Source organism: Novosphingobium sp., assembly GCF_027489515.1.
Taxonomy (GTDB): Bacteria; Pseudomonadota; Alphaproteobacteria; order Sphingomonadales; family Sphingomonadaceae; genus Novosphingobium.
In genome coordinates, this window is the sequence record NZ_JAIXZS010000103.1 from 1 (window position 1) to 25,672 (window position 25,672).

The following is a 25,672-nucleotide window of genomic DNA, read 5'->3' on the forward strand; positions in this document are numbered from 1 at the left end:
GGCAATGTGGTGCACTTGTTCGAGCGCGACTGCTCGCTCCAGCGCCGCCACCAGAAAGTGATCGAGGAAGCTCCCGCGCCGGGCATGGACGAAGCGACGCGCGAGGCGCTCTGCGCAGCGGCGGTGAAGGCGGCCAAGGCGGTCGATTATGTCGGCGCGGGCACGATCGAGTTCATTGCCGACGCAAGCGAAGGCCTGCGCGCCGACCGCATCTGGTTCATGGAAATGAACACGCGGCTGCAGGTGGAGCATCCGGTGACGGAGGAAATCACCGGCGTCGATCTCGTCGAATGGCAGCTCCGCGTGGCGAGCGGGGAGCCGCTGCCCAAGCGGCAGGACGAGCTTTCAATCAACGGCTGGGCGATGGAAGCGCGGCTTTATGCGGAGGATCCGGCCAAGGGGTTTTTGCCGAGTACGGGGCGGCTGGAGCATTTGCGGCTTCCGGAACGTGTGCGCCTCGAAACCGGAGTAGAGGAAGGCGACATGGTGTCGCCGTTCTACGATCCCATGATCGCGAAACTCGTAATCAAAGGGTATGACCGGGAAGATGTTGCGTGGCGCCTTGCGAAGGCGTGCCGCGACTGCGAGTGCTGGCCGGTTCGGACGAATGCGCTTTTTCTGGCACGGTCACTGCAATCCGAAGCTTTCCTGAACGCCGCGATGACGACTGGAACTATCGCTACAGAACTTGAGACACTCGCCGCACCTTTGCCAGTCACGACTGAGATGGTGCAGAACGCAGGCCTTCAAACGCTCTATCACGTTGCATTCAAGACTGCCCGGCCATTTGCGTATGCAGAAGGGGTCCGTGGTTTCCGGCTGAACGCGCCAAGCGACCAAAGGCTGCGAGTTCTGATCGATGGTTTGCCCGTCGAGGAAGTCTATCCAGAGGGACGCGAGCACGAGGTGAGTTGGTCGTGTGGAGGAAATCACATCGAGCGCGGTGCAGCGACGATCTGGTTCAATGACGGTTCCTACTTCACGTCCGCACCATGGCGGATTGACGGAGCGGGCCGCGGCCACGCCTCCGACGGCGCCATCCTCGCCCCCATGCCCGGCAAGGTCATTGCGGTGGACGTCACCGCCGGCGACACCGTCTCCAAGGGCCAGAAGCTGCTCGTGCTCGAAGCCATGAAGATGGAACACGCTCTCACCGCGCCGTTCGATGGCAAGGTGGCGGAGCTGACAGTCGCGGTAGGCTCGCAAGTGCAGGTCGAAGCCTTGCTGGTGCGGGTGGAGAAGGCGGAATAGGCCGCAAAGCCTCCCTCCCCGGCGGGGAGGGGATGGGGGAGGGGGAGCGCGAAGCGCGTCAAGGCTGGCGTGCGTAAACCCCTCCCCGTCCCTCCCCTTGAGGGGAGGGGGCAAGTAGAAGGGATTGGGAACATGGCAGGCCGCTACTTCGATGAATGGCAGGTGGGCGACAAGCTCGCGCACGAAATTCGCCGCACCGTCACCGAGACGGACAACCTCCTGTTCTCGGTCATGACGCACAACCCGCAGCCGCTGCATATCGATGCCGAAGCCGCGCGCGCCAGCGAGTTCGGGAAGATCCTCGTCAACGGCACCTTCACCTTCGCGCTGATGGTGGGGCTCTCGGTCGGCGATACCACCGTCGGCACGCTCGTCGCCAATCTCGGCTATGACAAGCTGGTGATGCCCAAACCGGTGTTTCTGGGCGATACCCTGCGCGCGACCAGCGAAGTGGTGGAACTGCGCGCCAGCAAGTCCCGCCCCGATGCGGGGATCGTGACCTTCGCGCACGAGGCGCTCAACCAGCGCGACGAAGTCGTCTGCCGGTGCCTCAGGATGGCGCTATTGCAGAAAAAGCCGGCCTAGGTCGCCGCGAAGAGCAGCCGGCCGGGGCCGAGCTGCTCGAGCACCTGGGCGATCACGCGCGGATTCACCGCGAAGCAGCCCTGGCTCCGGCCGATGCGGCCCTGCACCGCGACCAGCGATGGGTCGACGTAGCTCGCCGCGTGGATGACGATGCCGCGCTCCAGCGCGCGGTCGTTGTCGGGATCAAGCCCGACCAGCCGGCGCGAACGGCCGTGGCGGCCATAGTAGAGCTCGCCGGTGACATAGCTGCCGCGCGAGGATGCCTCGGAGTCCACCTGATTCGAGAAGTGTTCGGCAATCCCGCGATTCGCCGGGTCCGATCCCTTGCCATGCGCGACCAGCAATGGCGCGGAGACCGTGCCGCTCGCCAGATCGACGATATGGAAGCGCGCCTCGCGCGAAGGCTGCGAAAAATCGACGATGCCGATCCGGTCGCGCACCGCGATCACCGCGCCGTGCTTGTCGAGCGCGGCGAGGGCGCGCGGGATCAGCGGCAGGATGCCCGAGCGGGCGATCGCCACGGATTCGCCCTGGATGGCGGGTACATCGGCATCGGGAACGGGCACCGTGCCCCAGAAGGTTCCACCGGGAAGCTCCGCGTCCTGCGCGTGCAACGGGCTGCGCGGCAGTGCCAGCGCGGCGGCGGTTCCGGTGATGGCGCCGATAAACTGGCGCCGCTTGATCATCATTGTCCCGGCAGATCCTGAATGCGGTTGCGATCCCAACCATCACTAAGGCCACGCAAAGGTTGATGATCCAACCCCCAAGGCAGCTACCTTGCGACGAAGCGTGGCCTGCGCGCCATTGGCCGTTGCGAGCCGGGCCGCGCGCCGGAAGTCGCAGCGCTGCGGGGCAGATAAGGATTCGCACGATCTGCGCGTTAAGACGGCCTTTACTAAAGGTAATATCTGAACCCAAGCTGACTGGAGGGTGCCGCGCGCGCCATATTTCAGAGATTATATATTAGCGTGGATTCCCGGTCACAGTGTTGCTTGAACCGCGGATTTTTAGGGTTTTTGCGTGACGCCATGTGTAAAAATGTCAAAAAACTGTCATCGAACGTGCCTAGAGGCCGCCTCAGTTGAGACCGTTACACCCTAACTGAGGTTATTCATGAAACTCGCAAACACCCTTCGCACCGGCTTGCTGGCCGGGGTGGGCGTCATCGCACTCGTGGCGAGCCCCGCCTTCGCTGCGGAAGCGCAGTCGGCCGAGGCTGCCCCTGCGCCCGCCGCTGGCCTGCCCGATGGCGTGCCGATCGAAGAGATCGTCGTTACCGCGACCAAGCGCGAAACCAACCTGCAGAAGACCCCGATCTCGATCTCGGTGGTCGGCGCGGCAGACGTCAAGAACCGCCACGTGCAGAGCCTGATCGACCTCGCCGATGGCGCGGTGCCCAGCCTGCGCATCGCCACCTTCGAAGCGCGCCAGTCGGCGCTCACGATCGGCCTGCGCGGCATCGTCCCGGGCGACGCCAACCAGCCGGCGCGCGAGCAAGGCGTCGGTGTCTACCTCGACGGCGTCTACCTTGGCCGCCAGCATGGCCTCAACGCTGCGCTGTTCGATATCGAGCGCATCGAAGTGCTCAAGGGCCCGCAGGGCACGCTGTTTGGTCGCAACACCGAAGGCGGCGCGCTGAGCATGGTGCTCAAGGCCCCCACCGGTGAATTCGGCGGTCGCGCCACGGCGGGCTTTGGCAACTACGGTTCCTACACCGGCTCGCTTCACCTCGATCTTCCCGCGATCAATTCTCCCATTGGTTCGGTGGCGTTCAAGATCGACGGCGTGGTCGCGCATCAGGATCCGACCACCAAGAACCCGCTCGCGGGTCAGACGGGCTGGAACCAGTACCAGCGCTACGGCGGCCGCATCGCAGCGCGCTGGAAGCCGGTTGATGGCCTGACCGTCGACCTCGCCTTCGACAAGAGCCGCGACGAGAACACCCCGTTCTACAGCGCGCTGCTCAACTACAACCCGCTCGGCAAGCCGGTCGGCACTGTCTACGACAATGCCACCAAGGCGTGGTACACCGACAATACGCTGACGACCAAGGGCATCGCCCCGCTGCCGAGCCAGGTCAAGGCTGGCTGGTTCCGCCCTGATGTGGCCGATATCGGCGTGCCGCAGCAGCCCTCGATCGACAAGACGCAAGGCTTCACCTCGACGATCAAGTACAAGGTCAGCCCCGAGCTCGAGCTGCGCTCGATCACCGCTTGGCGTACTGTCAGCGATGACCAGTGGGACAACTCGGGTGGTGCGCATCGTACCCCGGTCTACGTGCCCAATGGCAACTTCAGCCGCTACAGCCTTTCGACGCTTGACCAGCGCCAGTTCAGCACCGAACTGCAGGCGGTCGGCAGCATCTCGAACATCGACTACGTGCTCGGCCTCTACTACTTCAGCGAGCGCGCCAACGATGCGGCCCGCACGCCGAACAGCAACAAGTGGATCTCCGATCCGGTAACGCAGCTGCCCACCGGTGTCGCAATCAACGATCCCAACCAGTATGAAGCGACTGCGCCAATCGCGCGCGCCAGCATTGCCTATGCCAAGAGCTACGCGGCTTACGGCCAGGCGACCTGGACCCCGATCCAGCCGCTGCACATTACGCTGGGTGGCCGCTATACCGCGGACCGCAAGAACGGTTTGCTGTTCACCCTCAATGGTGCCCCTTCCGATCTGACGTTCAAGCAGGACAACAATCGCTTCGATCCGCTTGCGGTCATCGCCTACGACGTGACGTCCGGCGTGAATCTCTATGCCAAGTATTCGACCGGCTACCGCGCCGGCGGTGCGAGCTCGCGCTCGGTGATCTACCGCGCGTTCGGGCCGGAGGAAGTGAAGTCTTACGAAGTGGGCCTCAAGACCGAGCTGTTCGATCGCAAGGTGCGTTTCAACCTCGCTGGCTACATGATGGACCGCACCAACAGCCAGGTCGATTTCAACTTCTTCATTCCGCAGGCGAACGGCACCGTACGCAACACGCTGGAAACGGTGAACGCGCTCGGCACCACCAAGATCCGCGGTATCGAGGCCGATCTCAACATCCGTCCGGTCGACGGGCTCGCGCTTGGTCTGTCCTATGTCTACACCTACACCAAGATCCCGCCTGCGCGGAACACGGTGCAGGAGCAGCTCAACCAGGAAATCGATCCGACCAACACCGCCCCGGTCTTTCAGGACGTGTTCATCGTCTACACGCCTGAAAACGCGCTTTCGGGCACGATCGATTACGATTACCCGATCGGCAGCAACGGCACGTCGCTCAAGCTTCACCTCGATGGCAACTATGCCGACGCGGCTTACACCTTCGACAACGAAGACGTGAAGGCGGACAAGAGCTTCGTCGTGAACGGCCGCATTGCGCTGGCCGATATCCCGATGGGCAATGGCGGCCAGAAGCTGACGGTGGCGGGCTGGGCGCGCAACCTGTTCAACACCGCCTATGTCTATCGCCGCTCGAACGCGAACGGCGCGGTGCTGGGTGACTACGGCAACTGGAATGCCCCGCGCACTTACGGCATCGAGGCGACGATCAACTTCTGATCATCGTACAAGACGCGAACATGAAAGCGGCGGCCGGGGTGACCCGGCCGCCGTTCTCGTTTGTGCGGCTGGCGTAGAGGGTTTCAGCGCTTGTCAAAGCCGATCCGGCCCGAACCGAAGGCGGCAACCTGAAGCAGGCCGCCCGCCATGGCGAGGTTCTTCAGGAAGTGGATAAACTGGTTCTGGTCGGCGAAGTGGGCGTGAAAGCCGAGCGCGGCGATCACGCTGAAGCCGGCGAGAACGAGCGCGACCAGTCGCGTGCGAAAGCCCGCGATGAGGGCAAGGCCGCCGCCGACCTCGATCAGCGCTGCAGCAATCAGTGCGGCGGGCGCAAAGGGCAGGCCGGCGCTGGCGATATAGCCGATGGTGGCCTCGGGATTGGCGATCTTGCCGATGCCGCTCAAGATGAAGATGGCGGCGATCAGCACGCGGCCTGCGGCGGCGAGGACGTGACCAGTGGCGGGAGCAGCGATCGATGCGGCGGGGGCAGTTGCAGTGGTGGTGGTCATGGCGAGATCCTTTGCAAGTCTGGCCGGGCGAGGGAGTGTCCGGTCTTGTTGCAACTGAGATAACGCGTGCTGCTTATCCGGAAAATCCTGATAATATTGTTCTGATTGTTCGATTAAATGAAAAAGCTGAGGCCTGCTCGGGCAGCAGACGCCTAGCGGAAGTCCGCCGGGATCGGGCAATCGAAGCAGACGCGGCAGCTGAGCGCGCACTCAGGCCGCGCGGCGCGGACCCGTCTGCCGGCGCGCATCGCGCACAAGGCGTTCGTAGCTGGCAAACAGCTCGGCGAAGTGATCGTCCATCACGCGCGGAGCGGGGATCTGGGCGCGCGGTCCATCGACCCCGCTTTCGCGCGCGATGCAATATTCGACGATGGTTTCCGCAGCAGCCGCAGCGTTGGCGGATTCGTAGACCCATCCGCCCGATGCACGGGCTTGGTCCGCTGCGCCGCCCTCATCAGGGGCGATCAGCGGCAGGCCGCTCGCGCGCGCCTCGGCCGCCACCATGCAGAACGTCTCCGCCTCGCAGCCATGCACCAGCGCGTCGGCGCTCGCCATCACGCGCGCGAGTTCGCCGCGGTCGGTGATGGGCGCGAGGATGCGGATATGCGGATTGCCGGCAATGCGCTTCTCGATGGCCTTGAGATCGCGGCCTTGCCCCGCCAGCACAAGGCCGACCGGACGGCGCGTGCCCGCAGCCGTCACGGCATCGACCAGCATCGGCCAGCGCTTCTCGGGCGCAAAGCGGCCTACGCCGATCAGCAGCGTCGCATCCTCGGGCAATTCGCACAGCTCGAGCAGCCCCTTGCGCAGCCGCTCGTCGCGGTGCGCGGGAGAGAATACGCCGGGATCGACGCCCATAGGATTGGTCACGACGCCGGCAAGACCGCCCTTGGTCAGCCGGTCGGACAGACCCTGGCTCGCGCTCACGATCATGTCGAACTGCGTGTCGAGCTTGCGAAGGTGCCGCCAGTAGCGATCGAACGCCTTGTCGATCACCGGGCGCGGCGCCACGCCGTCGAACCAGCGGTAGGCATAGGCCGAAAGCGGATCGGCATGCATGATCAGCGCGCGCGGCGCAGTGCCGCGCCATTCGCCGACAAGGCTCGCGCTGCGCCAGGGCGATGAGGCCTCCACCATGTCCGGCGCCTCGCGGTCGAGCGCTTCGTAAAGCGCTGGCACGTCGCTGAAGTAGCGGTAGTTGAAATCGAGCGGGAAAACCGTGCTCTTGAGCCACACGATGCGCGCGTTCGGCCCGCGTTCCTCGACGTAGGTATCCTCGCCGGGCGCAATGACGACGACCTCGTGGCCCATCGCCGCGCCGGCCTTCAGCTTGCGATCAACATACGTGCGCACACCGCCGCCCTTCGGCGCATAGAAGGCGCAAACATCGACGAGCTTCATGGGATGACCTATGATCTCTTGAGGGGCCCGAACGAGAACAGGCCGGTACGGTAATTCATCACGATGCGCAATGTGGTTAGCCCGCCACCCGCATTGACCGCTACGGCGCTGGCCTTGGGCTTCGACCAGCCGAGCTTCGGATTGGCCGAAAAGCCGATGCCGTCGTGGCTGAGGCTGAACTTGCGATCGGCGTTGCGGTCATGCAACACCGTCACGGCATAGGTGCCGGGGCCGGGCAGGCGGATGCACACGCGCGGCGTCGGCTCGGCAGGCACAGCCACCTCCACACGGCGGAAGGTCTTGCCCGCCATGACGAGGATGTTGTCGTCCGCGAGGAAGTCGGTGTCGTTTGCCGGATAGACCTCGACCTTCACGCGCCCGGCGCGGTCCTTGAGGCCCATCAGATCGACGAGGAAGGCTGGCCCGCTCTCACCCGGACGGCACTGGCCCTCAGCCTTGCCGAGGTCAGGCGTCGATGGAATGGGCGCGGCCCCGCAGAGCAGCGCAAGTGCACCACCAAGGAAGAGGACCCGTTTCAAGCATTCTTCTCCTTCTGCACCAGATCAAGCAGCATCAAGCCAATGAACAACACCACATGCGTTGCCACGATCAGGAGCGATATCATGGCAATCATGTCGCTTGTCTGAACCTGACTGCCCACGAGGAGTGTCGAGATTCCGGCAAACGCGATGTCTTTATTGGGAATGAGCGGCAGGCGGGACAAGAGGAGCCGAACAGTTGCGAAAAGGAGCCACGAACCCATGCCCACGCTGGGCAGGATCAGGTGCCAGGCGAGCGCGGATAGGCCGGTATTGGCCACGATGCGCAGCGTGTGGACGACGAAGACGAAGCCGAGATCGGCCTTGGGCAGGCTGAGCAGCCCGTTGCGGAAGAACATGATCACGAGGCTGGTGACGAGCACGACGCCGATCGAGGTCGCCAGCACGTGGCCATCGCTGCTGCCCGCGCCATCGAGCCCCAGCTGGCTGATGATCGGCCAGGTGAAGATCAGCAGCAGCACGGTCATGATATTGCCCGCCAGCGCTGAAAGGATCGCGACGTCCTTGACCGCGCCGAAGGGCGAGCCTTCCATCTTCACATGGCGGCGCGCCCAGTCGTAGAAATAGACCTCACCGACATAGCCCAGCAGCAGTTCGTTGCCGATCAGCTTCTTGAGCAGCGGGAAGATGCCCGAGACCGGAATGCCCCACAGCTTGCGGAAGATCACCCAGTCCGCCACCGGCCCTGCGAAATAGCTCGCCGCCAGCACCAGCCAGATCAAGGGGCTGGTCGGCACGATCGACCAGACCTGACCCCAGTCGATCTTGCGCAGCTGCCACAGCACGGCAACCAGAATGGCAAGCGAGATGACCGGGCCGACCCAGCCGCTCCACTTGCGCAAGCTGCGCTCGAGCGGCGCGGTGCTCGGCAGTGCGGTGGGCAGAACCGGGGGCAGGGTTTCGGCCAGCGTATCAGGTGGAACCATCGGGGAGATATCCTTCGAGGAGCCCGCCTCGCCATCGGGGTTAAGCACGGGCGAGGTCCTCCATCAGCGTCCGATAGCCATGCGAAGCTATCTCTACGGTGAACCGGCGTGATTGATCACGCGCTGCGGTTTCGTCAAATTTCAACTTGGCAATGTCGTCCATCGCCTGTGCCAGCGCCGCCGCATCGCCAACCGGCACCAGCAGCCCGAACTGCCCGCCGCCCAGCATGTCATCCATGCTCACGCTGCAGCGCGTCGAAACCACCGGCAGACCCGCTGCCAGCGCTTCTGCAACAACGGCAGGAACACCTTCATATTCCGAGGAAAGTACCAGCGAATCGGCAGCCGCCAGCTCGGCATCGAGCGGGCTCACATGGCCCGGCAGACGCACCTTGCCGGCAAGCCCAGCTTTCGCGATCTGCGCCTCCAGCGCGCGGCGCGCAGACCCCTCGCCAATGATGGCCAATTGGTCATCCGGCCCCGCCATGCGCGCAAAGGCATCGATCAGCAGGCCGAAATTCTTCTGCGCAGCAAGCCGCCCGATGGCCAGGAAACGCCTCCCGGGCCCCCGCGGCACGGCTTTTGCGGCCTCGCGCGCGGCGGCAAGGCGCCGGATATCGGCTTCGGCAAGCGAGGGATCGTCGATCACCGCGATCCGCGCATCTTCCACGCGCATCAGCGTGCCGATTTCCGCGCGCATCGGCGGCGCCATGCCCACCAGCCGGTGCAGCATCCGCCCCTGTATCCGCAGCCACAGCCGGTAGAACGGCCGCGCCGGGGCAGGGAGGTCCATGCGCGTCAGGTCATTGCTGATTTTGGCGACCACCGGCGGGCACGCCTTGCCCAGCAGCAGTCGCATCGCCACCGCGACGATGGTGTAGGAATTGCCCGCGCAAAACAGCACATCGGGCCGGATCCGCCGGATCGCGCGGGGCAGGTGGAGGATCATCCACAGCGTTTCCCATGCCGCGCTGGGGATCCACTCGCTGCCGAGGATCTCGTAGCCAAGCCCCCCCTTGTTCAGATCGGGCCACTCCCGTTTCATCGCGCCAGCCGTGCGCCCCAGCACCAGCCGCGCATCGAGACCCTGCGCGCGCCAGGCCTCGTGCAGCCGCAGCGCCACGCGCTCGACCCCGCCGGGCTCGAAGCTGTGGAGGAACGTCAGGATGCGCAGCGGCTGCGTGCCGGCGGCTGTCCCCTCGGTCATGGCCGCCGACAGCGCGTTCATGCAGCGCCGCCGAGCGCGGCATAGCGCGAAGGCTCATGCGTGCGCACGAACCGCGCGAGCGTCTTGTCGATGCTTTCCAGCAGCGCCGGCACGGTCGTGTCGCCCGGATGCACCGCGACGCGGATCGTGCGGGTGACGGGCAGGGCGGCCCGCCCCAGCGCGGCGGCAAACAGCGAGCTTGCGATGCGCGCTTTGCTGCGGCTGGCCCAGGTGATCACCGGGCCCTTCGCCAGCACTTCGCCGCTGGCAGGGCGCCACACTTTCATATGGTCTTCGGCGAGCGCAAAGCCCAGTTCGCGCATCGCTGCGTGGGCGCCCTCGCCATAAAGCCAGGCCGGCGCGATAAAGCCAGCCACCGGGCGGCCGATCACGTCTTCCACCAGCGCGCGGCCTTCGCGCATGCGCGCGAGCGCCTCCGCCTGCGGCAGGTTCAGGAATTCGCCTTCGCCCGCAGTCATGTGCTTGCCCTTGATCGCGGCAAGGCCCTCGGTCGCCGGCGTCTCGTCCTTGTGAGACCAGCCGTGGAGGAACATCTCGATGCCCTGATCGGCCCAGCCGCGCAGGCGAGCCGCAAAGGCGGCATTGCCTGCAATCGGCGCGCCGCGCCAATGATCCGGGATCACCAGCATGGCGAACCGCGCTTCGCCGACATGGCGCGCGAGCCGTTCCGCCAGCGCATCGACCTGGCGCTCGAACCGGGGCGAAACATCGTGGATCGAAACGACCAACCGCTTCTTTGGCTGCCGCCGCGCGGGAGAAGCAGAAAGGGGCGCGGGGGCGTTCATGCGCGCGCCGGTATCACCACATGCTGCACTGCCGCAAGGCGCAGCCGCTTCCCGCTGTCGTTTGTCATCATGGGTGTGGCCCCCGCGCGTGCAATGGTTTGGCCCGCGTGCCTTGCTTGTGCACGTCAACTGCGGCGAGGAAATGGCAATCGCACCGGCAAACCGCAAGACGGCGGGCCCCCTTTCGCAGACTGGCGAAATCCCCGCGCGCTTCGTCGCTGCGCTATTGTCTATCGAAAAAGTTGAGTTAATGGTGTGTCTGTCGGGACGTACACCGAGTCGACCGGCCATTTCCTCTCCTGGAGGCGTAATATGGCCCATGAAATCAATGCTCCGCGCGATTCCGCGCAGCCGGTGATCCTCACCGTACCGGGACTTGGCAACTCTGGCCCCGGCCACTGGCAGACGATCTGGGAGGCGCGCCTGCCGCGCTGCCGCCGCGTCGATCTGGGGCTGTGGGAGGATCCGCATCGCAACACCTGGGTGAACAAGCTCAACCTCGCGATCCAGCGCGCCGAAGGGCCGGTTGTGCTGGCCGCGCACAGCCTCGGCTGCCTCGCCGTCGCGTGGTGGGCGGAGTATGAACAGCCCGGCGGTCCGGTGGAGGGCGGGAAGGTTATCGGCGCGCTGCTGGTGGCCCCGCCCGATGTCGAGGAGCGCCCGCTGGACCGGCGGCTCACTCGCTTCGCGCCGGTGCCCGAAAGCGCGCTGCCGTTCCCCTCGGTCCTCGTCGCCAGCCGCAACGATCCTTACCTGACGATGGGGCAAGCGCGCCGCCTTGCCCGCCGCTGGGGCGCACGCCTCGCCGATGCGGGGGAGGCCGGGCACATCAATGCCGCATCGGAATTGGGGGATTGGGCCTTCGGGCGCCTGCTGCTTAACACCGTTCTGCCCGAGCCGCTGCCGGTGGTTCAGGAGACACCCCGTGCGCAGCCAGCCGCGCGCGATACGTTAGTCTGGCAGCGCGCCTGATCCGTTTCCGGGCCCGCCGTCCTCTCGTGGCCCGGCCCAAGGGGCGGCGCGATCGATCCCCAATCCCGTCGATTGCGCCGCCTCGCATGTGTTCTGCCAGACGAAGCCTTGCGTAGCCGGGTCTTCCCACCGCGCTGCATCCATCGCCGCACCATCAAGCGCGCGCCATTCGCCGCCTTCGGGAAACTGCGCCAGGTCTCGCGCCGCGCGCCACGCCGCCAGCGCCGCGACATGGTCCTCCAGCGCGCGGTCGCGGCCTTCCCAGTCGACCCACGTCACCGCGTTGTCCTGGGCGTAGGCGTTGTTGTTGCCTTGCTGGCTGCGGCCGAACTCGTCGCCAGCCGTCAGCATGATCGTGCCGGTGGAGACGAACAGTGTGCCCAGCATGGCCCGCGCCAGCGCAGCACGGCGGGCGAGCACCGCTGGATCGTCGCTCGGCCCTTCGACGCCGTTGTTCCAGCTGAAGTTTTCGCCATGCCCGTCGCGATTGTCCTCGCCATTGGCGTGGTTGTGGCGATGCGCATAAGCCAGCGTGTCGGCGAGCGTGAAGCCATCGTGCGCCGCGAGATAGCTCACCGCGCGGCAGTCCTTGCCGAAGATGTCGGAGGAGCCGGCAATCCGCGTCGCCAGCAAGCCCACGCCCGTATCGCCGCGCCAAAACCGCCGCACATCGTCGCGGTAGCGATCGTTCCATTCGAGCCAATGGTGCGGGAAGCGCCCCAACTGATAGCCGCCCGGGCCAATGTCCCACGGCTCGGCAATCATCACCCTGTCCGCCAGCCACGGATCGGCGGTGATCTCGGCAAAGATCGGCGCATCTGCCGCGAAGCCGGGGCCGCGCGCCATGATGGTTGCCAGGTCGAAACGGAAGCCGTCCACCCCGCAATGCTGCACGAAATGCCGCAGGCTTTCGATCACCAGCCCGCGCACCGCCGGGTTCGCGAAATCGAGCGTGTTGCCGCAGCCGGTATCGTTGATCAGCGAGCCATCGGCATTGTGCGCATAGGCCGCGTTTTCGAGCCCGCGAAAGCTCAGCACCGGCCCCAGCACATCGCTTTCGCCGGTATGGTTGAACACGAGATCGAGGATCACCCCGATCCCGCACGCATGGAGCGCTGCCGCCGTCTCGCGCAGCTCCGCCACCCCGCCCGGGCACAGCCGCGGATCGAGCGCCATCGGCACCACCGGATTGTAGCCCCAGGCGTTCCGCAGGCCGAGCGGCGGCAGATGCCGCTCGTCGATCCACGCGGTGATCGGCATGAGCTCCACCGCGCTGACCTGCAGCTTCTGCAGATGCGCCAGCACCGCCGGATGCGCGAGCGCCGCCACCGTCCCGCGCTGCGCTTCGGGCACTTCGGGGTGCAGCATGGTCAGCCCGCGCACGTTGACTTCATAGATCAGCCCGCCGCGCCTGAAGACGGGCGGCGTTGGCGGCACCTCGGGGAGCGCGGCTGGCATGACCGCGCGCGGCACCAGCGCGGCGGTATCCGCGCCGTATGCCGAAAGCGCTGGGCTGTAGGTGAAAGGCCGGTCCAGCTCCACCGCGCGCGGATCGACCAGCAGCTTGGCGGGATCGAACCATAGCCCGCGCTCCGGCGCCCATTCACCGATGGCACGCAGGCCATAGCGCGTACCGGGTGGAGGGGCCTCAGCCGCCCAGTCATCGCCCTGCTGCACCATCGGCAGGCGGGTCTCGGCCTCGCCGTCAAACAGGCAGAGCATGAGAGCTTCGGCGCGCGGCGCGCGCACCGAAAGCTGGGTCATGTGATCACGTCAGGCGCCGTCCGGCCGGTGTGTGCGGCGATCCCGGCAATCGCCTCGGCCGCGGCGATCAGATCGCCCAGCATGGCATCGGTATCGGCATCGAGCGTGCCGCCCGCCGGCTCATAGCGTTCCAGATAAAGCCGCAGTGTCGCGCCCTCGGTGCCCGTGCCCGAGAGCCTGAGCACGATGCGCGATCCGCCCACGAACAGCACCCGCAACCCCTGATTGGCACTGTGCGAGCCATCGACCGGGTCGTCATAGGCAAAGCTGTCCGCCTTCTCGACCGTGAGCGGCCCGAAGACCTTGCCCGGCAGCGTCGGGAACGAAGCTTCCAGCGCCGTCATCAGCGCTTCGGCCACATCCTTGGGCAGCGCCTCGTAATCATGCCGCGCATAGTAGTTGCGGCCGAACTTCGCCCAGTGCGCCCGCGCGATCGCCTCCACGCTCTCGCCGCGCACGGCGAGGATGTTGAGCCAGAGCAGCACAGCCCAGAGCCCGTCCTTCTCTCGCACATGGTCCGAACCCGTCCCCGCGCTTTCCTCGCCGCAGATCGTCGCCTTGCCGGCATCGAGCAGCGTGCCGAAGAACTTCCACCCCGTCGGCGTCTCGTAGCAAGGGATACCCAGCGCCTGCGCCACGCAGTCCGCCGCCGCACTTGTCGGCATCGAGCGGGCGATCCCGGCAAGGCCCTTGGCGTAGCCCGGTGCCAGATGCGCGTTGGCCGCCAGCATCGCGAGGCTGTCCGAAGGCGTGATGAAAATGCCCTTGCCCACGATCAGGTTGCGGTCGCCATCGCCGTCCGAAGCCGCGCCGAATGCCGGCGCATCGGGCGAGAACATCAGATCGAACAGCACCTTGGCATGAACGCGGTTGGGATCGGGATGGTGCCCGCCGAAGTCCTCAAGCGGCACGCCATTGTGCACGGTGCCGGGGCGGAACCCCAGCCGCTTCTCCAGCACCTCGACGGCATAGGGTCCGGTGACGGCATGCATCGCATCGAACGCCATGGTGAGATCGTTGGCCACCGCCGCGCGGATCGCGGGGAAATCGAACAGCGTCTCCATGAGGTCCGCCCAGTCGGCCACACTGTCGATCACCTCGACCGCCATGCCCGCCACCTGCTGCGTGCCCAGCGTATCGAGGTCAACGTCCGCCGCCTCCACCGTCAGCCAGCGATCGATCACCTTGGTGCGCGCAAAGATCGCATCGGTGATCGCCTCGGGCGCGGGGCCGCCGTTCGCGATGTTATACTTGATGCCGAAGTCCTCGTCCGGCCCGCCGGGGTTGTGGCTGGCCGAAAGGATCAGGCCGCCGCTCGCCCCATATTTGCGGATCACATGGCTGGCTGCCGGGGTCGAAAGAATGCCGCCACGGCCCACCAGCACCCGGCCATAGCCATTGGCCGCCGCAATCCGGATCGCCGCCTCGATCACCGTCCGGTTGTGATACCGCCCGTCTCCGCCGATCACGAGCGTCGAACCCGGCTCGGGCGAGACGGCGTCGAACACCGACTGGATGAAGTTCTCCGCGTAGTTCGGCTGGGCGAACACGCGCACCTTCTTGCGCAGCCCCGAAGTGCCGGGCTTCTGGTCGGTGAACGGCGAGGAGGGAATCGTCAGGATCATGGCGCTACCGTAAGGCTCTTGTATAGGTCGGCATAGGCCCCGCCGCTGCCGCTCCAGGAGAAATCCGCGTTCATCCCCGCGCGTTGCAGGCTGCGCCAGGCGGCGGGATCGCGGAACAGGCTGACGGTGCGGGTGAGGGCATCGGCCAACGTCTGATAGCGCACCCCGTCGAACTGCACGCCCGTGGCCACACCGGCCTGCCGCGCCGCGAGGTTGGCGTCGATAACGGTATCGGCAAGGCCGCCGGTGCGGCTCACCACCGGCACGCAGCCGTAGGCAAGGCCATAGAGCTGCGTCAGCCCGCAAGGCTCGAACCGGCTCGGGACGAGGATCGCATCGCCGCCGCCCAGCATGCGGTGCGACAGCGCCTCGTCATAGCCGATCCGCACCCCGATCCGCCCCGGATGCCGCGCGGCCGCCGCGTGGAAGCCGCTTTCCAGCGCCGCATCGCCCGATCCCAGCAGTGCCAGCCGCCCGCCGATGCCGATAAGGTGGTCTGCGGCTTCGAGCAGCACGTCCATGCCCTTTTGCCAGGTCAGCCGGCTGATCACGATGAACAGCGGGCCATCCCCGCGTTCGAGGCCGAACTCCGCCTCCAGCGCGCGCGCATTGGCGCTGCGCTTGCCCAGCGCCTTGGCGGAGTAGGCCGCCTTCAGCGCTGGATCGCTTGCCGGGTTCCAGACGTCCGTGTCGATCCCGTTGACGATCCCGCTCACCTCGCTCTCGCGCGCGCGGATCAGCCCTTCGAGGCCCATGCCGAAGCCCGGCTCGCGGATTTCGCGCGCGTACGTCGGGCTCACCGTGGTGATCCGGCTCGCCGCTGCCAGCCCCGCCTTCAGGAAGCTGATCCCGCCGTGATACTCGATCCCGTCGATCGCCATCGCCTGCGGCGGCAGACCGAGCGCCGGGAACAAGTCCGCCCCGTAGTGCCCCTGAAACGCCATGTTGTGGATCGTGATGACCGAGGGCAGCTGCGGCCCGGCGGGGGCGAAACGCTGGTAGGCGAGCGTCATGCCGGCCTGCCAATCGTGCGCGTGGACGAGGTCGAAGGCGAGGCCCTTTGCAACGCCGCCCGCCACATCCGCCGCGGCACGGCCAAATGCGGCAAAGCGCCTGGCGTTGTCCGCCCAATCGCGCCCGGTGGCATCGCCGTAAGGCCCGCCGCCCCGCGCAAACAGCCCCGGCGCATCAACCACCAGCAGATCATGCGCGCCGATCTTGCCCGCCAGCAGCCGCGCCGGTTCGCCCAGCAGGCTCTGCCACGTGTGGAGCACCTTGGGCTTCTTGGGCAAAGCGGCGATCACCGCCGGATAGCCCGGCAGCAGCGTGGTCATCGCCACGTCATGCGGTGCGAGCGCCTCAGGCAGCGCGCCGACCACGTCGGCCAGCCCGCCGGTCTTGACCAGCGGCACGGCCTCGGAAGCGACGGAGAGAATGTTGAGCGTCATGACAGGCCCACCCCTAACCTCTCCCGCAAGCGGGAGGTGAACCAAGAAGAAGCTGCTTGTTTCTCCCCTCCCGCCTGCGGGAGGGGTTGGGGGTGGGTTTCCTCACTTCAGCCGCTCGATCATCGCCTTGTTGATCAGGCAAACCCCGTTCTCGGTGCGGCGGAAGCGCTTCGCGTCGAGGATCGGGTCCTCGCCCACCACGAGCCCTTCCGGAATGCGCACCCCGGAATCGAGGATCACGCGCGAAAGCCGCGCGCCGCGCCCGATGTTGCAATAAGGGAGGATCACGCCTTCATCGACGCTGGAAAACGAGCCCATCTTCACGCCGGTGAACAGCAGCGAGCGCCGCGCGGTCGCGCCCGAGACGATGCAGTCCTGCGAGATCAGCGAGGAAATCGCCATGCCGCGCCGCCCGTCCTGATCGTGGACGAACTTGGCGGGGGCTGCCACGACCTGATCGGTCCAGATCGGCCAATCGCGGTCATACATGTTGAGCTTGGGCACCACGTCGGTCAGGTCGAGGTTCGCCTCGAAATAGGCGTCCAGCGTACCGACATCGCGCCAGTATTCGCCGATCTGCTCGGCCGCGCGGATGCAGCTGTCGGTAAAGCGGTGGGCGACGGCCTTCCCGTTCTTCACGATGTCGGGGATGATGTCCTTGCCGAAATCGCGGCTCGAATTGGGATCGGCGGCATCTCGGCGCAGTGCGTCGAACAGGAACTTGGTGTCGAACACATAGATGCCCATCGAGGCCAGCGAATGCTCCGGATCGCCGGGGATCGCGGGCGGATCTTCGGGCTTCTCCACGAAATCCGTGATCACGGCATTCCCGTCCACCGCCATCACCCCAAAGCCCTTGGCCTCCTCGCGCTTCACCACGAGGCAGCCGATGGTGACGTCCGCGCCCGATGCCACGTGCTGCTGCAGCATCAGCTCGTAGTCCATCTTATAGATGTGATCGCCCGCAAGGATCACCATGTACTTGGGCGCATGACTCGCGATGATGTCGAGGTTCTGGTAGACCGCGTCCGCCGTCCCTTCGTACCACGCATGCTCGGAAATGCGCTGCGAGGCGGGGAGGATGTCGAAGCTCTCGTTACGCTCGGGCCGCATGAAATTCCACGCGCGCTGCATGTGGCGGATCAGCGAATGCGCCTTGTACTGCGTCGCCACGCCAATGCGGCGGATGCCCGAATTGATCGCGTTCGATAGCGCGAAATCGATGATCCGGCTGACCCCGCCGAAATAGACCGCGGGCTTGGCGCGGTTGTCGGTGAGATCGTACAGGCGGCTGCCGCGCCCGCCTGCCAGAACATAGGCCATGGCATCACGCGCCAGCGGCTGTGCGTAGGTATCTCTCATCGCAAACTCCCCCGTTGCTACCTTTTTCGTTATCCTTCGAACACGAACATCACGGTCGCCAGCGGCGGCAGCACGACAAGCGCTGCGCCATGCTCCGCCGTCACCCCGCCCATATTGCCCTGGCCCGATCCGCCGTAGATCGCGGCATCGCTGTTGAGCACTTCGCGCCACTGGCCATCTTGCGGGAAGGGCAGGCGGTAGTGTCCATGCAGCACCGGTGTCATGTTGCTGACGACCACCACGGTCGGCGCACCGGGTGCTTTGCGCGCCCACGCGAAGACCGAGGCAGCGGCATCGTCCACCACCAGCCACTCGAACCCGTCGCCCTCGCAATCGCGCTGGTGGAGCGCGGGAACCGTGCGGTAGGCGTGGTTGAGGTCCTTCACCCAGCGCTGCACGCCCGCATGTTCGGGCAGATCGAGCTGATACCAGTCGAGCTCGCGCGCCTCGCTCCATTCGCGCCCTTGCGCAAACTCCTGCCCCATGAACAGCAGCTTCTTGCCGGGATAGCCCCACATGAGGCCATAATAGGCGCGCAAGTTGGCAAACTTCTGCCAGGCATCCGCGCCGCTCATCTTGCCGAGCAGCGAGCCCTTGCCGTGGACCACTTCGTCATGGCTCAGCGGCAGCACGAAGTTCTCGCTGAAGGCATACATCAGGCCGAACGTGATCTCGTCGTGGTGATAGCGCCGGTGCACCGCATCGCGCGCCATGTAGGCCAGCGTATCGTGCATGAAGCCCATGTTCCACTTGAACCCGAAGCCCAGCCCCCCGCGCGGCGGGCCGGCGGCATCGGTCGGCAGCGTGACACCCGGCCAGCTGGTCGATTCCTCGGCGATCGTCAGGAACCCGGCGTGACTTGCATAGACCGCGCGGTTCATCGCCTGCAGGAAGTTGACCGCTTCCCAGTTCTCGCGCCCACCCTCCGCATTGGGGATCCACTCGCCGTCCTTGCGGCTGTAATCGCGGTAGAGCATCGAGGCGACCGCATCGACGCGCAGGCCGTCCACGTGATAGCGCTCGGCCCAGTACAGCGCGTTGTTGACGAGGAAGCTCAGGACTTCGCGCCGTCCGAAATTGTAGATCGCGGTCTGCCAGTCGGGATGGAAGCCAAGGCGCGGATCGGCGTGTTCATAAAGATACGTGCCGTCGAAGCGCGAAAGGCCGTGCGCATCGACCGGGAAGTGCGCCGGCACCCAGTCGATCAGCACGCCGATCCCCGCCCGGTGCGCTCCGTCGACAAAGCGCGCAAAGCCCTCGGGCTCGCCAAAACGGGCGGAAGGGGCAAACAGCCCGGTCGTCTGATAGCCCCAACTCGGATCGAAGGGATGCTCGGAGACCGGCAGGAACTCGATATGGGTGAAGCCCATTTCGACCACGTACGGGATCAACCGGTCGGCCAGCTCGTCCCAGCTGTAGAACTCGCGGTCTTCGCCCTGATCCGCCTTGGGCTTCTGCCACGAACCCGGATGCACTTCGTAGATCGAGATCGGCACCCGGCGCGGATCGGTCGCGGCCCAGCTCGCGCGGTGGTCGGCATCGCCCCATTGGTGCGCATCGGGCGCGTCGATCACGCTCGCCGTCGCAGGCCTGAGTTCGGAGCGGAACGCGAAGGGATCGGCCTTGAGCGGCTGCACGGCGCCGCCCGGGCCAACCACGCGATACTTGTACGCACGCCCGGCCTCGATACCGGGCAGGAACACTTCCCAAACGCCGATGTCCGCGCGCCGCCGCATGGGATGGCGCCGCCCGTCCCAATCGTTGAAATCGCCGACCACCGAGACGAGCTCGGCATTGGGCGCCCAGACCGCAAAATGTACGCCCTTTGCGCCTTCGTGCTCGATCACATGCGCACCGAGCTTGTCGAACAGGCGCAGGTGCGTGCCTTCGTTGATCAGGAAATCGTCGAGCGGCCCCAGCACCGGACCGAACGAATAGGCATCGGTCACCCACCACTCGTGCGGGCCGGACGTGCAGCGGTACTTCACCGGCTGGCGCGGGCCTTTGACTACGCCCTCGAACAGTCCGCGCGCATCGATCCTTGCCAGCATGCCCAGCGGCGCGCCGTCAAGCCCATGCGCCTCCGCCGTCTCTGCCCCCGGCAGCACCGCCCGGGCAAACGCGCCGCCCGGTCCCTCGTGAATGCCCAGCAAAGCGAAGGGATCGGCGTGGGTCCCGTTCAGCAGGGCTTCGAGCGCGGCGGGGGAGGGCTTCATGAGGCCAGAAACTTGATCACGTCAGAGCTCCCCAGATCTCGCGGGCATATTCGCCGATGGTCCGGTCGGAGGAGAACCAGCCGACATTGGCGATGTTGCGGATCGCCTTGGCGCGCCAACCCGCCTGGTCTTCCCACAAGCGGTCGACCCTGCGCTGCGCCGCGTGATAGGCATCGAAATCGGCGGCTACCATGAACCAGTCGTGGTCGTAGATCCCGCCCATCAGCCCGGCATAGCGCGTTGGATCATCGGGTGAGAACACGCCCGTCGCGATGGCCGAGACGGCCTGCTGGAGTTCCCGGCTGCCTTCGATCACGGCGCGTGGGTTGTATCCGCCGCTGCGCTTCTCGGCGACCTCATCGGCGGTGAGGCCGAAGATCACGATGTTCTCGTCGCCCACTCGGTCCTTGATCTCGACATTCGCGCCGTCGAGCGTGCCGATGGTGAGCGCGCCGTTGAGCGCGAACTTCATGTTGCCGGTGCCGGAGGCTTCCATGCCCGCCGTGCTGATCTGCTCCGAAAGGTCCGCCGCCGGAATGATCCGTTCGGCCTTTGAAACGTTGTAGTCCGGCATGAACACGACCTTCAGGAGGCCGCCGACCGAGGGGTCCGCGTTGACGCGCCGGGCGATGTCGCTCGCCAGTTTGATGATCAGCTTGGCGTTATGATAGCTCGAAGCTGCCTTGCCGCCGAAGATCTTGACCCGCGGCACCCAGTCGCGCTCGGGATGGCTCCGGATCTGGTCATAGAGCGCCACCGTTTCGATCAGATTGAGCAGCTGGCGCTTGTATTCGTGGATGCGCTTGATCTGCACATCGAACAGCGCATCGGGATCGAGCCGCAGGCCCATCGTCTGGCGCACATAGCCTGCCAGCGCGACCTTGTTGGCCCGCTTCACTTCGGCGATCCGCTCGCCAAGCGCGGCGTCCCCGGCCAGCGCATTGAGGTCCGCGAGGCGTTCGGCGTCGTCCAGGAACGCCGGTCCGATCGCGTCGGTGATGACGCTCACAAGCCCTTGATTACATTGCTGAAGCCAGCGCCGCGGGGTCACCCCGTTGGTCTTGTTGTTGATGCGATGTGGGTAAAGTTGGTGAAGATCCGAAAAGACCGTCGACTTCATCAGCTCGGTATGGAGCGCCGCCACCCCGTTGACGCTGTGCGCGCCCACGAAGGCAAGGTTCGCCATGCGCACGCGCCGCTCACCCGCCTCGTCGATCAGGCTGATCGCGGCAATCGCGCGGTCGTCCAGTCCGTTCTTCCTCGCCTCGCGCAGCACGCGGCTGTTGATCGCGTAGATGATCTGCATGTGCCGCGGCAGCAATCGCTCGAACAGCGGCAGCGGCCAGCTCTCCAGCGCCTCGGGCAGCAGGGTGTGGTTGGTGTAGCCGACCGTACGCCGCGTCACGTCCCACGCCTCGTTGAAATCGAGCCCATGCACATCGACCAGCAGCCGCATGATCTCGGCCACCGCAACCGCCGGGTGCGTGTCGTTCAATTGGATCGCGGCCTTGTCGGGCAGGCTGGCGATATCGCCATAGGTCTGCACGTGGCGGCGCACGATGTCCTGGATCGAGGCGGAGGTGAAGAAGTACTCCTGCCGCAGGCGTAGTTCCTGCCCGGCCGGGCTGGAGTCCGCAGGATAGAGCACGCGCACCAAGGTTTCGGCGCGGACTTCCTCTGCAAGCGCGCCGGCATAGTCGCCCGCGTTGAAGGCATCCAATCGGATCGGATCGAGCGCGCTTGCGGTCCACAATCGCAGCGTGTTGACCCGCTTGCCGCGCCAGCCGACCACCGGCGTATCGACCGCCGAGGCTTCGACCTGTTCGGCGGGGATCCACTCGACGCGGTCGCCCTTGTCGACAACTTCGCCGCCGAAGCCGATGCGGTAGGCGCTCTCGCGGCGGTCGAACTCCCAGGGATTGCCATGGCTCAGCCAGGTTTCAGGGAGTTCCACCTGCCAGCCATCGTCGAGCCGCTGGCGGAACATGCCGTTCACATAGCGGATGCCATAGCCGTAGGCCGGGATATCGAGACTCGCGAGGCTTTCCATGAAGCACGCAGCCAGCCGCCCGAGCCCGCCATTGCCCAGCGCCGCATCGGGCTCCAGATCCTCGATCACCGAGAGATCGAAACCATAGGAGCGCAGCGCCTTTTCCATTTCGCGCGTCAGCCCCATGTTCGAGAGCGCATCGCGCAGCAGGCGGCCGATCAGGAATTCGAGGCTGAGATAATAGACGCGCTTGCCGCCCGCCTCATAGGTGCGGTGCGTCGATTCCATCCACTGGTCGATGACCTTGTCGCGCAGCGCGAGGACGGTCGCGGTGAACCAGTCATGCGGGGTCGCGGAATGGACGTCCTTGCCCACGCGGTGCTGCAATACGTCGAGAATATGGGCCTGCATATCACCGTCGTCGGCGCGCGATGCGCTGGCGGCGGGCTTGTCACTCTGGTCGAGGCGCACAGATCCTCACTCCCCCTAGGCAGACGCAGCATGGCACGGGCTTCTGCGGCGGCCCTCGCCATGATCGCGCTGCGATGGTGTCCGGCCTCTCCCCGGTGTCGCCTCGCAGACTAAGCGAGGCAGCACACCGGCGGCAAGTCACCACACACAGCCTAAGAGACCGAACCGGGACAGGAGTCCAAAGGAATACGTTTGCAATCCTCCATAACCGCTCCTCCGCGCTGGAACCCTCAGCGCTTCTTTGCGGCGATGGCCTCGATCTCGATCAGGAAATAGGGGCCCGCCAGCGCCGAGACCTGAAAGGTCGAACGGGCCACGGTGTTGGGGTTCTCGGCGGTCTTGAAGAACTGCTTGAAGCCTTCGTTCACCCCGGCGAAGTCCATTTTGCCGAGCTTGGGATCGGCCACCACGAATAACGTCAGCTTGATCACGTCCGACATGGCATAGCCGCGCGCCTCGAGGATCGTCTTGATCTTCGCGAGTGCGCTGATCGTCTGCGTCTTCGTATCGCCCAGGTCCTCGATCGATTTCACCTCGGCAAAGCTCTTGGCGGGATCGACAGGTGAGGCGAGCTGGCCTGAAAGGTAGAACAGGTCCGTCCCCGCCTTCACATCAGCCCCGTCGAGAATCAGCGCCTGCGGGTTGCTCTGCACGCGAGTCACCTGCGCAGCGGCAGGCTGGGCGAAAGCAAGCGCGGCCAAGGCCAGCGCAGGGATAAGCGTGAAGCGCATCGGTGGTTCCCCTTCGGTGACGGCCGCAGCAGGCGGCCATATCGGTTCAAGCATAGGCGAGAATTCGCAGGCGCAAAAGGCGCACAATGCCCCAATGGTCAGGGGCGCCGCGAGCCCCTCCGGCAACATTTTGCATTGACGGCGCTGCAATGCAGCATAGCTTGGCGCAGAACCGACGGTAGCAGGAGTGGACCCACAACCTTGCCGGGATACAGCCAGACGTCTCTTTTCGCGGGTGCTGTTGCGCTCGCTGCTGCGCTCGCCTCCGGCGCGCCGGGCCTTGCGCAGGACCGGGGCGGCGCCTCAGCGGTCGAAACCTCGGGCGAAGGCAAGGAACTCTACGAGCAGATCTGCCAGGCCTGCCACATGGCTGATGCCAAAGGCGGAGGGCAGGCCGGCGCGATGATCCCGGCCCTCGCGGGCAATCCGCGCCTTGCGGACAAGGATTATCCCAGCATCATACTCTTGAAGGGCCGAGGCGGCATGCCGTGGTTCTCGGACATGCTCACCCGCCCGCAGATTGCCGCGGTGCTCAACTATGTGCGCGGGCACTTCAACGACTACCACGACGAGGTGACGGTCGCCGATCTCGACCGCATCACCACCGCCAATCCGCCGGTGCCCGATTGCAACTGCGGCCACTGATTACCTGCCAGCCAAGGTGCCCCGCATGACCGATTCCATCTTGCCGACCACGCGCCGCGATCTCCTCACCATGATCGGCAAGGTTGGCGGCGGCGCGGCGCTCTATCAGGCGATGACGGTGATGGGCCACGCGGCGGAATCGCAGTTCACCGGGCCGCCTGGGCTTTCCGGCACGAAGCCCGGCGCTTCGGTCCTGGTGCTCGGCGCGGGCCTTGCCGGGATGCTCGCGGCCTACGAGCTGACCAAGGCGGGCTACAAGGTCCAGATCCTTGAAACCCAGAACCGCGCGGGCGGCCGCAACATGACCCTGCGCGGCGGTGACAGCGTCACCGAGCTCGGCTCCGTCCAGAAGGTCGGCTTCGCGCCGGGCAACTACCTCAACCCTGGCCCCTGGCGCATCCCGCACCACCACCGCACCGTGCTGCATTACTGCAAGGAACTGGGCGTCCAGCTCGAACCCTATGTCCAGAACAACACCAATGCCTTCGTCCATCGCAAGGCGGCTTTCGGAGGCAAGCCGCAGCGCTACCGGGATGTCGTGACCGACTGGAAGGGCCATGTTTCCGAACTCCTCGGCAAGGCGCTCAATGCCGGTGCGCTGGATCAGGCCGTAACCAAGGAGGACAAGGCCAAGCTGCTCGAGGCCATGCGCAGCTGGGGCGTGCTCGACAAGAACATGGCCTATGTGAAGAGCGAGAAGCTGGGCGAACAGCGCGGCTGGGAGCGGCCGCCGGGCGGCGGCGTCAATGGCGAGCCGATACCCAATGACCCCTTCAGCCTGAGCGACACGCTGGACAGCAAGATCTGGGATGTCCTCGGCTTCTTTTCAGAGCACGTCATGCAGCCCTCGATGTTCCAGCCCAAGGGCGGCATGGACCACATCGGCAAGGCGTTTCAGGCGCGCGTGGGCAAGCTGATCCGCTTCGGGACCCGCGTTACCAAGATCGCGCAGGACGAGAAGGGCGTCACCGCCTCATGGGCCGATGCCAAGACCGGCGCAGCGGGCGAAACGCGCGCAGACTGGATGGTCTGCACCATCCCCGCCACGGTGCTGGGCCAGATCGACGTGGAGGTCTCGCCTGCCAAAAAGGCCGCGATCAAGGCGCTGCCCTATGGCAACTCGGTCAAGATCGGGCTCGAGATGAACCGCCGCTTCTGGGAAACCGAGGACGCGATCTACGGTGGCAGCTCGTTCACGGATCAGGCCATCGGGCTTGTCAGTTATCCCAGCCACGGGGCCTTCAGCGATCGCCCGGCGGTGCTGCTGGGGGCCTATCCCTTTGGGGTGGGGGCCTACATCCTTGCCGGGATGACGCCGGAAAGGCGGATTCAGGCCGCGCTCGATCAAGGTTCGGTGTTTCATCCCAAGCACTACAAGTCCGAGTTCCGCAGCGGCGTCTCGCTCGCGTGGAGCCGCATGCCGTGGATCCTCGGTTGCTGCGCCACCTGGAGCGAGGAAAGCCGCGCGGCGCACTATCAGGACCTTGTTTCGATGGATGGCCGCATTGTTCTCGCGGGCGAGCACTGCTCCTACTACGGCTGCTGGCAGGAAGGGGCGCTGCTCTCCTCGCTCGATGCGATCACTCGCCTGCATCAGCGGGCGATCGCGGCGTAGGACTGGACGGAGCGGAGCGGCTGAGGCATCGACTGCGGCGGG

General features: G+C 65.7%; 20 protein-coding genes. 6 read left to right on the forward strand and 14 right to left on the reverse strand.

Features of this window, described 5'->3' with window-relative positions:
• Positions 1 to 1,251 (forward strand): biotin/lipoyl-containing protein (locus Q0082_RS18090; protein ID WP_298195008.1); only part of this gene is annotated, 1,251 nt, incomplete at its 5' end.
• A 132-nt stretch (positions 1,252 to 1,383) separates the two neighbouring features.
• Positions 1,384 to 1,836 (forward strand): MaoC family dehydratase, encoded by a 453-nt coding sequence (locus tag Q0082_RS18095; protein WP_298195009.1) that lies wholly within the window; start codon positions 1,384 to 1,386, stop codon positions 1,834 to 1,836.
• Here Q0082_RS18095 and Q0082_RS18100 read toward each other — a convergent pair.
• Positions 1,833 to 2,525 carry a murein L,D-transpeptidase catalytic domain family protein gene (locus tag Q0082_RS18100; RefSeq protein ID WP_298195010.1) on the reverse strand — a complete coding sequence of 231 codons (693 nt, stop codon included), beginning with the start codon at positions 2,523 to 2,525 and terminating at the stop codon, positions 1,833 to 1,835. The genes Q0082_RS18095 and Q0082_RS18100 overlap by 4 nt on opposite strands.
• Before the next feature lie 424 nt (positions 2,526 to 2,949).
• Here Q0082_RS18100 and Q0082_RS18105 point away from each other — a divergent pair, with 424 nt between their 5' ends.
• Positions 2,950 to 5,382, forward strand: coding sequence for a TonB-dependent receptor (locus Q0082_RS18105; protein WP_298195011.1), 2,433 nt, complete (start codon positions 2,950 to 2,952; stop codon positions 5,380 to 5,382).
• Between the two features lie 83 nt (positions 5,383 to 5,465).
• Here Q0082_RS18105 and Q0082_RS18110 read toward each other — a convergent pair whose 3' ends face one another.
• From Q0082_RS18110 to Q0082_RS18135, 6 genes are all read right to left on the reverse strand, one after another.
• The gene (locus Q0082_RS18110; protein ID WP_298195012.1) at positions 5,466 to 5,891 is read right to left on the reverse strand and encodes a DoxX family protein; all 426 of its coding nucleotides are present in this window, start codon (positions 5,889 to 5,891) and stop codon (positions 5,466 to 5,468) included.
• A gap of 210 nt (positions 5,892 to 6,101) precedes the next feature.
• The gene (locus Q0082_RS18115; RefSeq protein ID WP_298195013.1) at positions 6,102 to 7,292 is read right to left on the reverse strand and encodes a glycosyltransferase; all 1,191 of its coding nucleotides are present in this window, start codon (positions 7,290 to 7,292) and stop codon (positions 6,102 to 6,104) included.
• A gap of 8 nt (positions 7,293 to 7,300) precedes the next feature.
• Entirely contained in the window at positions 7,301 to 7,831 is a 531-nt protein-coding gene (locus tag Q0082_RS18120) for a DUF2141 domain-containing protein (protein WP_298195014.1), read from the reverse strand.
• Positions 7,828 to 8,778, reverse strand: a complete 951-nt coding sequence (locus Q0082_RS18125) for a hypothetical protein (protein ID WP_298195015.1) — start codon at positions 8,776 to 8,778, stop codon at positions 7,828 to 7,830. Before Q0082_RS18125 ends, Q0082_RS18120 begins: the two co-directional genes overlap by 4 nt.
• Before the next feature lie 40 nt (positions 8,779 to 8,818).
• The gene (locus Q0082_RS18130) at positions 8,819 to 10,006 is read right to left on the reverse strand and encodes a glycosyltransferase (protein ID WP_298195016.1); all 1,188 of its coding nucleotides are present in this window, start codon (positions 10,004 to 10,006) and stop codon (positions 8,819 to 8,821) included.
• Positions 10,003 to 10,791: a polysaccharide deacetylase family protein gene (locus tag Q0082_RS18135; protein WP_298195017.1), complete on the reverse strand. Its 789-nt coding sequence runs from the start codon at positions 10,789 to 10,791 to the stop codon at positions 10,003 to 10,005. Before Q0082_RS18135 ends, Q0082_RS18130 begins: the two co-directional genes overlap by 4 nt.
• A gap of 312 nt (positions 10,792 to 11,103) precedes the next feature.
• Here Q0082_RS18135 and Q0082_RS18140 point away from each other — a divergent pair, with 312 nt between their 5' ends.
• Positions 11,104 to 11,763: an alpha/beta hydrolase gene (locus Q0082_RS18140; RefSeq protein ID WP_298195018.1), complete on the forward strand. Its 660-nt coding sequence runs from the start codon at positions 11,104 to 11,106 to the stop codon at positions 11,761 to 11,763.
• On the opposite strand, the gene glgX is transcribed toward Q0082_RS18140, so the two are convergent.
• The 7 genes from glgX to Q0082_RS18175 form a co-directional block, all read right to left on the reverse strand.
• Positions 11,743 to 13,527: a glycogen debranching protein GlgX gene (gene glgX / locus Q0082_RS18145; protein ID WP_298195019.1), complete on the reverse strand. Its 1,785-nt coding sequence runs from the start codon at positions 13,525 to 13,527 to the stop codon at positions 11,743 to 11,745. The genes Q0082_RS18140 and glgX overlap by 21 nt on opposite strands.
• Positions 13,524 to 15,152: an alpha-D-glucose phosphate-specific phosphoglucomutase gene (locus Q0082_RS18150; RefSeq protein ID WP_298195020.1), complete on the reverse strand. Its 1,629-nt coding sequence runs from the start codon at positions 15,150 to 15,152 to the stop codon at positions 13,524 to 13,526. Before Q0082_RS18150 ends, glgX begins: the two co-directional genes overlap by 4 nt.
• The gene (glgA, locus tag Q0082_RS18155; RefSeq protein WP_298195021.1) at positions 15,149 to 16,600 is read right to left on the reverse strand and encodes a glycogen synthase GlgA; all 1,452 of its coding nucleotides are present in this window, start codon (positions 16,598 to 16,600) and stop codon (positions 15,149 to 15,151) included. The genes Q0082_RS18150 and glgA overlap by 4 nt, the downstream gene beginning before the upstream one ends.
• A 102-nt stretch (positions 16,601 to 16,702) precedes the next feature.
• Positions 16,703 to 17,962: a glucose-1-phosphate adenylyltransferase gene (gene glgC / locus Q0082_RS18160; protein WP_298195022.1), complete on the reverse strand. Its 1,260-nt coding sequence runs from the start codon at positions 17,960 to 17,962 to the stop codon at positions 16,703 to 16,705.
• A gap of 29 nt (positions 17,963 to 17,991) precedes the next feature.
• Entirely contained in the window at positions 17,992 to 20,178 is a 2,187-nt protein-coding gene (glgB, locus tag Q0082_RS18165; RefSeq protein WP_298195023.1) for a 1,4-alpha-glucan branching protein GlgB, read from the reverse strand.
• A 16-nt stretch (positions 20,179 to 20,194) separates the two neighbouring features.
• Entirely contained in the window at positions 20,195 to 22,579 is a 2,385-nt protein-coding gene (locus Q0082_RS18170) for a glycogen/starch/alpha-glucan phosphorylase (protein WP_298195048.1), read from the reverse strand.
• A gap of 290 nt (positions 22,580 to 22,869) precedes the next feature.
• A complete protein-coding gene (locus tag Q0082_RS18175; RefSeq protein WP_298195024.1) occupies positions 22,870 to 23,370 on the reverse strand; it encodes a RidA family protein in 501 nt (166 codons plus the stop codon).
• A 201-nt stretch (positions 23,371 to 23,571) separates the two neighbouring features.
• On the opposite strand from Q0082_RS18175, the gene Q0082_RS18180 reads away from it, so the two are divergent.
• Both Q0082_RS18180 and Q0082_RS18185 read left to right on the forward strand, forming a co-directional pair.
• A complete protein-coding gene (locus tag Q0082_RS18180) occupies positions 23,572 to 24,015 on the forward strand; it encodes a cytochrome c (RefSeq protein ID WP_298195025.1) in 444 nt (147 codons plus the stop codon).
• 25 nt (positions 24,016 to 24,040) lie between these two features.
• Entirely contained in the window at positions 24,041 to 25,630 is a 1,590-nt protein-coding gene (locus Q0082_RS18185) for a flavin monoamine oxidase family protein (RefSeq protein ID WP_298195026.1), read from the forward strand.
• Positions 25,631 to 25,672 lie beyond the last annotated feature (42 nt).

Bases quoted from the DNA above. Each gene is read 5' to 3' on its own strand.
- Q0082_RS18095 (WP_298195009.1), top strand. From the start codon at position 1,384: ATGGCAGGCCGCTACTTCGATGAATGGCAGGTGGGCGACAAGCTCGCG.
- Q0082_RS18100 (WP_298195010.1), bottom strand. From the start codon at position 2,525: ATGATGATCAAGCGGCGCCAGTTTATCGGCGCCATCACCGGAACCGCC.
- Q0082_RS18105 (WP_298195011.1), top strand. From the start codon at position 2,950: ATGAAACTCGCAAACACCCTTCGCACCGGCTTGCTGGCCGGGGTGGGC.
- Q0082_RS18110 (WP_298195012.1), bottom strand. From the start codon at position 5,891: ATGACCACCACCACTGCAACTGCCCCCGCCGCATCGATCGCTGCTCCC.
- Q0082_RS18115 (WP_298195013.1), bottom strand. From the start codon at position 7,292: ATGAAGCTCGTCGATGTTTGCGCCTTCTATGCGCCGAAGGGCGGCGGT.
- Q0082_RS18125 (WP_298195015.1), bottom strand. From the start codon at position 8,778: ATGGTTCCACCTGATACGCTGGCCGAAACCCTGCCCCCGGTTCTGCCC.
- Q0082_RS18130 (WP_298195016.1), bottom strand. From the start codon at position 10,006: ATGAACGCGCTGTCGGCGGCCATGACCGAGGGGACAGCCGCCGGCACG.
- Q0082_RS18135 (WP_298195017.1), bottom strand. From the start codon at position 10,791: ATGAACGCCCCCGCGCCCCTTTCTGCTTCTCCCGCGCGGCGGCAGCCA.
- Q0082_RS18140 (WP_298195018.1), top strand. From the start codon at position 11,104: ATGGCCCATGAAATCAATGCTCCGCGCGATTCCGCGCAGCCGGTGATC.
- glgX (WP_298195019.1), bottom strand. From the start codon at position 13,527: ATGACCCAGCTTTCGGTGCGCGCGCCGCGCGCCGAAGCTCTCATGCTC.
- Q0082_RS18150 (WP_298195020.1), bottom strand. From the start codon at position 15,152: ATGATCCTGACGATTCCCTCCTCGCCGTTCACCGACCAGAAGCCCGGC.
- glgA (WP_298195021.1), bottom strand. From the start codon at position 16,600: ATGACGCTCAACATTCTCTCCGTCGCTTCCGAGGCCGTGCCGCTGGTC.
- glgC (WP_298195022.1), bottom strand. From the start codon at position 17,962: ATGAGAGATACCTACGCACAGCCGCTGGCGCGTGATGCCATGGCCTAT.
- glgB (WP_298195023.1), bottom strand. From the start codon at position 20,178: ATGAAGCCCTCCCCCGCCGCGCTCGAAGCCCTGCTGAACGGGACCCAC.
- Q0082_RS18170 (WP_298195048.1), bottom strand. From the start codon at position 22,579: ATGCAGGCCCATATTCTCGACGTATTGCAGCACCGCGTGGGCAAGGAC.
- Q0082_RS18175 (WP_298195024.1), bottom strand. From the start codon at position 23,370: ATGCGCTTCACGCTTATCCCTGCGCTGGCCTTGGCCGCGCTTGCTTTC.
- Q0082_RS18185 (WP_298195026.1), top strand. From the start codon at position 24,041: ATGACCGATTCCATCTTGCCGACCACGCGCCGCGATCTCCTCACCATG.